This is a genomic window from Variovorax sp. P4_D9 (assembly GCF_056401695.1).
Window position 1 is genome coordinate 1 of record NZ_JBFUIU010000485.1, and the last position, 6,930, is coordinate 6,930.

Genomic DNA, 6,930 nt, shown 5'->3' on the forward strand with positions numbered 1-6,930 from the left:
ACGTACTCCTTCAGCCGCGCCAGCTTGCCTTCGCGGACCTGGAAGATGCACACGTAGCTGTTCTCGTAGACCTTGCCGGTTTCGCCGACCAGGCTGCGGGCGTGCGCCTCGACGATCAGGGAGCCGGGCTTGTCGGTGCGGTAGGCCGCGTCGATCCAGAACACGTGGTCGCGCCGGTTGACGAAGGCGGCGCGGTAGTGCGCCATGATCTCCGCCTTGCCGGTGAAGGCGGAAGTCACGAACTTGCCGAAGCCCTCGGGCAGGAAGGGGATGTCCTGCACCGCGTCGTCGTGCCAGAGCGCCTCGAAGCCCTCGAGGTCGCGCTTCATCAGCAGCGTGAAGTACGCAAGCACCACCGCCTCGTCGGCGTCGCGGGGCTGGATCTGGTCGGCGCGCTGCATGGTCAGGAGATCGCCTGGCCCTCGCGGAAGCCCTCCAGCACTGCGTCGTCCACTTCGCGCGGCGCCACGCAGTCGCCGATGCGGCGCACGGGCAGGCCGCGCGCCTTCAGCTGGTGGTAGAGCGAGTCGTCACTGGTGCGCAGCATGGACAGCACGACGGAATCGGCGGCCACCTGTTCGACCGGCCCGCCCAAGGTGCTGCGCAACGTGGCTTCGCCCGCGACGATGCGCTCGACGCTGGTCGAATGCCGCAGCGCAACGCCGGCGGCCGCCACCCGCGGCATCAGCCAGGGCCAGTCGCCGGTCGGCTCCAGCTTGCGTCCCAGCATGGCGTCGGCGGTGATCACGGTGACTTGGCGGCCGGCCTGCGCCAGCAGGCGCGCAAGCCCCAGCGGCAGGTAGTCGCCGTTGTCGTCGACGATCAGCACGTGCTTGCCGCAGGCGTGGAGGTTGTTCAATGCGGTCAGCGGATCCATCACGTGCGGGAGTTCCGCGCCGGGGATCGCGTCGCGATCGGTACGGAACATCGAGAAGCCGGTGGYCTGCCACCGGGCGCCGGTCGCGGCGATGACTTCGTCGGCGCCAAAAGCGGCTACCGCATCGRCCGTCGCCTCCGTGTTCACCATCAGGTGCACGCCGCGCCGGCGCAGCGAGCCTTCGAGGTCGTCGACCAGGAAATTCCACGCGCCGAAGTCAGGCAGCTGCCCGGCCTGGCGCACCTGGCCGCCGAGGCGGGCGCCGCGTTCCCATAGCGTGACCTGGTAGCCGCGCGCAGCCGCCGTGTCGGCGGCCTTCAGGCCGGCGGGACCGCCGCCGATCACCAGCACCTTTTTCGCCACGGGTGCGAACTTCTGCAGCGCAATGCCAAATTGCAGCTCGCGCCCGGCGGCCGGATTGACCGTGCAGCTGACGTTCTGTCCGAGACGTCGCCAGCAGCCCTGGTTGGCACCGACGCAGCGGCGCGTTTCCCCGGCGCGGCCCTCGCGCGCCTTGTTCACGATCTCGGGGTCGGCGATGTGCGCGCGCACCAGGCCAACCAGGTCCGACTGGCCCCGCCGCACGATGTCGGCAGCGGTGTCCAGGTTCCGCACCGAGCCCTGGATCAGAAGCGGGATGCGGCCGTTCAAGGCTTCGCGCACGCGCTGCGCATTGGCCGCCAGCGGCGCAGTCTCGCCGCTGGATTGCGGCGGCACCAGCTTGTGGTTCTGGTGGTAGTCGGTGTGCGAGAGGCAGACGTAGTCGAACAGCTTTGCCTGCTCTAGAAAGGCCAGCACGCGCAAGGTTTCGTCGGGCGTGGTGCCCAGGTCACCCAGGTATTCGTCCAGGCTCAGCTTGATGCCCATCACGAAGTCGCTGCCGCAACGTTTGCGCACGGCCTTGCCGATGTCAAGCGCGAGCCGGGCGCGGCGCTCGGTATCGCCGCCCCAGCCGTCGGTGCGGCGGTTCCAGTAGGGCGAGAGGAAGTTCGACAGCAGGTAGCCGTGCGAGCCATGCAGTTCCACGCCGTCCCCGCCGCCGGCCTTGACGTTGGCGCAGGTGAGGGCGAAGCCTTCGATCACTTCGGCGATATCTTCCTCTTCCATTGGCTTGGGCATGGCGCGGTGCACCGGCGAGGGAATCTGCGAAGGCGCCAGCACCGAACCCCACTGTGCGATGTCGTCGGTGCGGCGGGTGCCGCTGGCGCCCATGTGCGTGATCTGCACGAACACCGGCACGCCCTGGTCCCTGGCGGGCGTGACGAATTTGTGGACCGCATCGGCCCACGCCGGCTCCCAGGGCGAAACGCCGGCGCGGGCGCTGGCCGGATGCACGTGGAAGCCGTGGGTGACGATCAGGCCGACGCCGCCGCGGGCGCGTTCCGCGAGGTAGGCGCCGTATTCCGCTGGCGGCAGCGACACCTGGTGCGCCGGCAGGTAGATGCGGTTGCGCGCATGGACCTGGCCGATGCGCACCGGGTCCCAGAGGACATCGAGCTCGCTCATTTGCAGGCCCCGGTCAGGAGAAGCACATGCCGCCATTCACGTCCAGCACCGCGCCGGTCGTGAAGCTGGCGCCGCGCGAAGCGAGGAAGGCGGCTGGCCAGCCGATTTCCTCGGGCTGGCCGAAACGCTTCATCGGGTAGCTCTCCAGGTCGAAGGGCTGCTTGGCCGAGACCAGCAGCGGCGTGAGGATCGGGCCGGGCGACACGCCGTTGACCACGATGCCTTGCGCCGCCACCTGGCGCGCGAAGTAGCGCACCAGCGTGTGCAGCGCACCCTTGGAGGCGGCGTAGGCCGGTTCGACGGCCAGCGTGGAACCCGCGTTGCGCGCCGACATGGAACCGGTCAACACGATGCGGCCGCTGCCGCGCTTCTGCATCTGCGGCAGCACGGCCCGCACCAGGTTCATCGGACCCTTGACGTTGATCGCCATGTGGCGGGCGAACAGTTCTTCCCAGTCGTCGCCGCCGTCGATCCAGTCGCCCTTGACGTAGTAGCCGCTGGTGTCGATCAGTGCGTCGATGTGGCCGATGTCCTTGACCAGCGCGTTGACGTCGTCCCGTTTGGTGTTGTCCAGCGCGGCGGCCTTGGCCTTGAGCTCGCTGCCCAACTCGATTGGTGCCTTCAGGTCGGCGATGAACAGCTCGGCGCCCAGCGCCGCGCAGACACGGGCCGTAGCGCCGCCGATGGAGCCGCCGGCGCCGGTGACGAGGATGCGCTCTCCGCGCAGGTCGAACAGGTTCTTCATGGAATGGATCCTTGCTTTGGAATTCGGGTCACGCGCTCTCGGCCAGCGCGCGCTGGTTCAATTTGGCGCTGCTCTTGGCCATGTGGCGCGCGGCGACGTAGCCGAAGGTCATGGCGGGGCCGATGCTGCTGCCGCCGCCCGGGTAGCGGCCGCGCATCATCGAGTTCATGTCCAGGCCGGCGGCGTAGAGGCCGGAAATCGGCTGGCCGGCGGCGTCCAGCACCTGGGCGCGGCCGTTGGTCTCGAGGCCGCCGACGGTGCTGAGGTCGCCCGGGTAGATCGCCACCGCGTAGTAGGGACCGTCGCCGATGGGCGCCACGCTGGGATTCGGCTGGTGGGTCTGGTCGCCGCGAAACCTGGAGTGCGCGTCCGCGCCCTTGCCGAACTCGGGGTCCTCGCCGCGCCGGGCGCCCTGGTTGAACGTCTGTACCGTCGCTTCCAGCTGGGTCGGGTCGACCCCGATGCGGCGCGCCAGCTCGCTGAGCGTGGGCGCTTCGATCAGGTAGCCGTTCTGGATCAAGGCGACGGGGCTGAAGGGGGCCGGCCGCGCCAGCCCAAGGCCGTAGTTGCGCAGGAAGGCGCGGTCGGCAACGAGATGTGCCTTGGTGATCGCGAGGTCGTGCATCGTGCCGACGAAGGTCTGGTATGAGGTCCCTTCATTGATGAAGCGCCTGCCGTTCGGGCCAACGGCGATGCAGCCGGGCATGGCGCGGTCGATGAAGATGTGCGGGTACTTGACGACGCTGCCATCGGGCTTGCTCAGTACCGACACCGGCGTCCAGATGCAGTCGCCGGCATGCTTGGGGTCATGCACTGCGCCGGCCTGCAGCCCGAGGGCGATGCCGTCGCCGACGTTGCCTTCCGGCTGCAATGAGTGGTGGTGTTCGGCGAACGGGATGTACTTCGCGCGCAAGGTCTCACTGGCGCCGTAGCCGCCGGTGGCCAGCAGCACGCCCAGGCGCGCCTTCACTTCGATTCGCTGGCCGTCGCGTTCGACGAACACGCCACGCACGGCGCCCTTGGCGTCGACGATCAGCTCGAGCGCCGGAGTGTTCTTCCACAGTGTCACACCGGCCTGGATCGCCGAGTGGAACAAGCGAGCCGCCAACGCGTTGCCGTTGACGATACGGGTGCCGCGGCCGTGGCGGACCTTGTCCAGCACGAAGCGCCGGATCACCCGGGCGGTGTGCTTGAAGCCGGCCCAGGTCTTGAGTGCGTGGCGCATCGGGTGGATGTCCGCGCCCTCCACCTGCATGCTGCCGAACAGCATCAGCTGCGGCAGCGGCATGCGCAGATCGGCCAGGCGCTCGCCCAGCAGGCGGCCGTCGAACTCCTTCGTCAACAGCGAGCGCGACTTTGCCGCGCCAGGCAGGTTGGACTCGTAGTCGGGCAGGGGAAATGGCTTGAAGCGCACCTCGGAGTACTGCTCCATGAACTTCAGCATGGCCGGGGCGTTGTCCAGGTAGCTGGTGACAAGTTCGTCGTTGTAGGCCTCGCCCAGCACCGCGCGCAGGTAGGTCTCGGCGGCGGCACGGCTGTCGTCCAGGCCAATCTCCTTCATGACGTGGTTGCACGGGATCCACGGTGCGCCTCCGGAGTAGGCGGTGGTGCCACCGAAGAAGGAGGTCTTCTCGACGACGAGCGCCTCCAGTCCCAACTGGCGAGCGGTAATGGCGGCCGTGAGGCCGGCGGCGCCGCTGCCGATGACGACGACGTCGGTTTCGATCATGGGATGCCTTTCGGGGTGATGGCATCGAATGTAGGCAGGGGGTCGGCGGGCGTCTGTCCCCATCGCAAGGGACAAGGCCCTGTACCACCCGCAGGGGACAGACGCCGCCGCCCGTGGGCCGAATACTGTGGCCCATGCCTTCCACTTCAGATGCCCTGCTGCGCGTAAGTGACCTTTCGGTGCGCTTCGGCGGTATCGTCGCGCTCGACGGCATTTCGTTCGACGTCCGCCGCGGCGATATCTGCGGCGTGATCGGGCCGAACGGCGCTGGCAAGACGACGCTTTTCAACTGCCTGAGCCGCCTCTACAACCCGGCCGGCGGCACCATCACTTTCGACGGCGAGGACCTGCTGGGCAAGCCGCAGCACGCCATCGCCGCCGCCGGCATAGGCCGTACCTTCCAGAACGTGGCGCTGTTCCCCGCCATGACGGTGCGCGAAAACGTGATGGTCGGCCGCCACTGCCGCACCGGCACCGGCTACCTGGCCAACGCCTTCCGCCTGCCGTCCGTGCGGCGCGAAGAGGGCGAAGTCAAGGAGCGCACCGAACGCCTGCTGGCCCTGCTGGGCCTGGACGAGGTCGCAGAGACGCCGGTCAAGCACCTCTCCTTCGGCACCCGCAAGCGCGTCGAGATGGCGCGCGCTTTGGTGGCCGACCCCAAGCTCCTGCTGCTGGACGAACCGGCCGCCGGCCTGAACCACGAGGAAGTGGACGGCCTGCGCCAGCTGATCACCGACGTGCGCGACCGCTTTCACGTCACCGTGCTGCTGGTGGAGCACCACCTGAACCTGGTGATGCGCGTGTCCGACCAGGTGGTGGCCATGAACTTCGGCCGCAAGATCGCCGACGGCCCGCCGGCGCAGGTGCAGGCCGACCCGGAGGTGGTGCGGGCTTACCTCGGAACGGAGACTGCGTGATGGCCGCGCTGCTGGAAGCCAAAGACCTTGAGGCCTTCTACGGCCCGACCCGTGTGCTCAAGGGCATCAGCTTCGAGGTGGTCGAAGGCGGCATCACCACGATCCTGGGCGCGAACGGCGCCGGCAAGACCACCACCCTGCGCGCGATCAGCGGCCTGGTGCGCACCCGCGGCGAAATCCGCTTCGCCGGCCACCGCATCGACGGCCTGGCCACCGAGAAGATCGCCGCACTCGGCATTGCCCACGTGCCCGACGGCCGCGGCACGCTGGTGAACATGAGCGTGGAGGAGAACCTGCGCGTGGGCGCCTACCTGCGCCGCAGCAAGGCGGAGGTGGAAGCCAGCATGGAACGCATGTTTGGCTACTTCCCGCGCCTGCGCGAGCGGCGGCTGCAGCAGGCCGGCACGCTGTCCGGCGGCGAGCAGCAGATGCTGGCGATCAGCCGCGCGCTGATGCAGCGGCCCAAGCTGCTGCTGCTGGACGAGCCGTCCTTCGGCCTGGCGCCGCTCATCATCCGCGAGATATTCGACATCATGCGCGTCATCAACCAGCAGGAGGGCGTGAGCATCCTGCTGGTGGAGCAGAACGTGGCCCGCGCACTGGACTTGGCCGACCACGCCTGGCTGCTGGAGACCGGCAGCACCGTGATGTCCGGCACTGCCCAGGCGCTGCGCGACGACGAGCAGATCCGCCGTTCCTACCTCGGCTTCTGAACCCGGACCCTCCATGTACAACCTGCTGCAACAGATCGCCTCCGGCATCGCCATGGGCGGCATCTACGCCTGCCTCGGCCTGGCGCTGGTGATGATCTACCAGTCCACCCACCACATCAATTTCGCCCAGGGCGAGATGGCGATGTTCTCCACCTTCATCGCCTTCCTGCTGCTGCAGTGGGGATTGCCTTACTGGGCGGCCGCGCTGGCGACGCTGGTCTTCGGCTTCGTCGCCGGCTTCCTGATCGAACGCCTGATCCTGCGGCCGCTGGGAGACGTGCCCGAGCTCTCGGTGATCGTAGTCTTCATCGGCCTCTTCATCGGCATCAACTCGATGGCCGGCTGGGTGTTCGGCCACCAGCTGCAGCCCTTCCCGAGCCCCTTTCCGTCCAAGCTGTTCGGCACCACGCTGGTCTCCGGCCACGAGATGGGCACCATCGCCG

General features: G+C 68.3%; 7 protein-coding genes. 3 read left to right on the plus strand and 4 right to left on the minus strand.

The window, feature by feature from the left end; translation table 11 throughout:
* The 4 genes from AC1DY5_RS36105 to AC1DY5_RS36120 all read right to left on the minus strand — a co-directional run.
* Positions 1 to 401 (minus strand): nuclear transport factor 2 family protein (locus tag AC1DY5_RS36105; protein ID WP_478119291.1); only part of this gene is annotated, 401 nt, incomplete at its 3' end.
* A 2-nt stretch (positions 402 to 403) separates the two neighbouring features.
* Entirely contained in the window at positions 404 to 2,383 is a 1,980-nt protein-coding gene (locus AC1DY5_RS36110) for an oxidoreductase (RefSeq protein ID WP_478119292.1), read from the minus strand.
* A gap of 13 nt (positions 2,384 to 2,396) precedes the next feature.
* Positions 2,397 to 3,128, minus strand: a complete 732-nt coding sequence (locus AC1DY5_RS36115; protein ID WP_478119293.1) for an SDR family NAD(P)-dependent oxidoreductase — start codon at positions 3,126 to 3,128, stop codon at positions 2,397 to 2,399.
* A 28-nt stretch (positions 3,129 to 3,156) separates the two neighbouring features.
* The gene (locus AC1DY5_RS36120; RefSeq protein ID WP_478119294.1) at positions 3,157 to 4,857 is read right to left on the minus strand and encodes an FAD-dependent oxidoreductase; all 1,701 of its coding nucleotides are present in this window, start codon (positions 4,855 to 4,857) and stop codon (positions 3,157 to 3,159) included.
* 134 nt (positions 4,858 to 4,991) lie between these two features.
* Between AC1DY5_RS36120 and AC1DY5_RS36125 the strand changes: the two genes are divergently transcribed.
* From AC1DY5_RS36125 to AC1DY5_RS36135, 3 genes are all read left to right on the plus strand, one after another.
* Complete coding sequence (locus tag AC1DY5_RS36125; RefSeq protein WP_478119295.1) at positions 4,992 to 5,774, plus strand: ABC transporter ATP-binding protein; 783 nt, start codon at positions 4,992 to 4,994, stop codon at positions 5,772 to 5,774.
* Complete coding sequence (locus AC1DY5_RS36130; protein WP_478119296.1) at positions 5,774 to 6,487, plus strand: ABC transporter ATP-binding protein; 714 nt, start codon at positions 5,774 to 5,776, stop codon at positions 6,485 to 6,487. The genes AC1DY5_RS36125 and AC1DY5_RS36130 overlap by 1 nt, the downstream gene beginning before the upstream one ends.
* Positions 6,488 to 6,500: 13 nt before the next feature.
* A partial coding sequence (locus AC1DY5_RS36135) for a branched-chain amino acid ABC transporter permease (RefSeq protein WP_478119297.1) occupies positions 6,501 to 6,930 on the plus strand: 430 nt, incomplete at its 3' end.